This window comes from Psychrobacter sp. (genome assembly GCF_035469765.1).
GTDB lineage: Bacteria > Pseudomonadota > Gammaproteobacteria > Pseudomonadales > Moraxellaceae > Psychrobacter.
The window spans coordinates 1-2859 of sequence record NZ_DATIRM010000400.1; the positions used below are offsets into that span (position 1 = coordinate 1).

The 2859-nt window shown below is 43.2% G+C and carries 3 protein-coding genes, 1 tRNA gene and 1 other RNA gene; all 5 read right to left on the bottom strand.

Translation table 11 applies throughout. The features are described 5' to 3' along the window. A partial coding sequence (locus VLN09_RS11160; protein ID WP_325246529.1) for a GTP-binding protein occupies positions 1–641 on the bottom strand: 641 nt, incomplete at its 3' end. 408 nt (positions 642–1049) lie between these two features. After that, positions 1050–1126 (bottom strand) — tRNA-Met (locus VLN09_RS11165). 149 nt (positions 1127–1275) lie between these two features. Then, positions 1276–1641: RNase P RNA component class A (gene rnpB, locus VLN09_RS11170), an RNA gene on the bottom strand. Between the two features lie 66 nt (positions 1642–1707). Continuing rightward, positions 1708–2427, bottom strand: a complete 720-nt coding sequence (gene bioD / locus VLN09_RS11175; RefSeq protein ID WP_325246531.1) for a dethiobiotin synthase — start codon at positions 2425–2427, stop codon at positions 1708–1710. An 11-nt stretch (positions 2428–2438) separates the two neighbouring features. Next, positions 2439–2859: aminotransferase class III-fold pyridoxal phosphate-dependent enzyme (locus VLN09_RS11180; RefSeq protein ID WP_325246533.1), on the bottom strand; the 421-nt coding region annotated here is incomplete at its 5' end.

Genomic DNA, 2859 nt, shown 5'->3' on the forward strand with positions numbered 1-2859 from the left:
CGTACTAATGATACGACGCCTAAATAATTATCAAACCATGAGTCGATAATTAACGCTTGCAACGGTGCGTCACGATCACCCGTTGGCGCAGGGATAAATTCAACCAACGCCTCAAGTAATTTATCAACGCCCAGACCCGATTTAGCAGACACGCGTGGCGCATCAACGGCATCAATACCGATGATGTCTTCGATCTCTTGAATCACACGCTCAGGCTCAACTTGTGGCAAGTCAATTTTATTTAAAACTGCCATGACCTCAAGACCTTGGTCAACAGCCGTATAACAATTAGCAACCGACTGTGCTTCAACACCTTGCGCCGCATCAACGACCAAAAGCGCACCTTCACAAGCGGCTAATGAACGTGAGACTTCATAAGAAAAATCCACGTGACCAGGCGTATCAATAAAATTCAGCTGATAGCGCTCGCCATTTGGATGATCATAATACAGGGTCACCGACTGCGCTTTAATCGTGATACCGCGCTCACGCTCAATATCCATCGAATCGAGGACTTGCGCCTGCATCTCGCGGTCTTGCAGCGCGCCACACATTTGAATAAAACGATCGGCAAGCGTCGATTTGCCATGATCAATGTGGGCAATAATAGAAAAGTTACGAATATTGGCTAATGCAGTCACAAAGCGCCTACTAAATAATGGAGGATTGAATAACGGATATAATTATTATCAGATGGCAACAATATGATACTCGCTCATAGTTAATATTGGTCAATACACCAATACCACTACATTAAGCGAAATCGTATTATAGCAAGTGAAGTGCCCGTAGCACTGAGTATTACTTATAACTACGCACAGGCATGTGAGGGTATTCTAGCAGTTTTCCACTGTAAAGTAAGTGGATTTTATCAGCAAGCTTTGGTTTTATAAATAAGAGTAAACAAGTTGACTGCAAATATAGAAAGTTTACTAGGTTAGATCTGATACAGATTTTGTGAGTAGCTATTTATTCTAAGCTATAAAACTGGCAAAAAAAAACCAATCACAAAAGATTGGTTTTTTAAATTTGAGCAACTGCTAAATAAATGGTGGCGATGAAGAGACTTGAACTCTTGACCTCACGATTATGAGTCATGCGCTCTAACCAGCTGAGCTACATCGCCATTTAAGGCTCGGTATTATGCCGATATGAGTGACTTGCGTCAACCCCTAATTGGCTTTTTTTGCAAAAAAAATTGAATTAAATTCAAAATAAGCGCAAATTTAAAACACCAAACCGGTACTACAATGTACTTTTACAAAAGTACTAAAAAAGGTTGGTAAACCGATAAGCCGGGTTCTGTCGTGGACAATCATTCCTCTAGGCGCACAATCGCTCGTACGCTCAAGCAACCTACCCGCATCGAACGCGGGCCGCGCCATGCCGATGCCTATTTGGTCTTGCTACGCGTGGAGTTTACCATGCCGTGAACTGTTGCCAGCCACGCGGTGCGCTCTTACCGCACCCTTTCACCCTTACCGATGATATCTAGGATACCAAAGGCGGTCTCCTCTCTGCTGCACTGGTCGTCAAGTTACCCTGCCCAGCCGTTAGCTGGCACGCTGCCCTATGTAGCCCGGACTTTCCTCCCCTGCATGTCTGTTGCCAGTGTGCAGCGGCGATTGCCTAGTCTACCAAGCGCGCTATTATAGCAAAATTAATCCTGCTTTCGGAAAGTTTTTTTAGCTTATTTTTAGCAGTGATTTATATAAAATTTTGAGGGAGTATAAAACCTACATTACTAAAGCCATTATCCTCTTGCACCGGTAAAGATAACCAATACGTATTTGGATAATATTGAGCCAAATGATTTTGCAAAAATTCTATTGTACTAGCGGATATCTGTTCATCCGTCTGAGCAGCATTGTCATGAATATGGTTGTAAATAACGCTATGAACTTCTAGACCACGAGAAGTTATCGCTTCTAAACTGAGCAAGGTATGATTGATACTGCCCAAACGTCCGGAGGTGACCAAAACAACCGGATAACCTTGCTTAGCAATATAATCCAAGGTTAATAATTGCTCAGTGATCGGCACCAGCAATCCACCCGCTCCTTCTAATAACACCACCTCATAATCCACTTGCAGACTTGTTGTAGCGCTCGTAATCACCTCAGGATTCAAAGTCTGCCCTGCAAGCTTAACTGCTAAATGCGGTGATGCTGGTTTCTCATAGCGATAAGGACAAGTTGTACTATCAATATCACACAGCTGTAGCGCAATGCCCATCAATTGACGATGAACAATAATATCATCAGCAATGCCCATCTCGCCGCTATCTGCATTTATCGCCACACCCGTTTGTACTAACTTTTGAGTAATGACATTAACGCCTTGCTGCATCAGCGCTTGGGCAATCATGCCTGTAGCATAAGTTTTACCGATATCGGTATCGATACCTGAGATAAACAGAACGCTCATAGTTATCCTTGCTATTCTTTTGTGGTCAAAGAAACTTGGGTTAAATAAATACTGACCACTTTTAATAACGCTTGGCAAAGGGTGACAAGTTCGTCTTCGCTAATCACATAAGGCGGCATGATATAAACCAATTTACCAAAGGGTCTTACCCAGATGCCGTTTTCAATCAATAAGGATTGGAAGACTGGCATATCAACCGCGTCGTTTAACTCAATAACTGCGACTGCACCTAAACAACGTACCTCAGCAACACCGTCCAATAGCTCTGCTGGCGCGAGCTGCTGTTCCATTACAGATTGCATATTTGTAGTACGCGCTTCGATATCATAAGACAGGATTAAATCAATCGAGGCACAAGCAACAGCACATGCAAGCGGATTACCCATAAAAGTCGGACCATGCATCAGTGCCGGATAATCACTTTGGCTAATC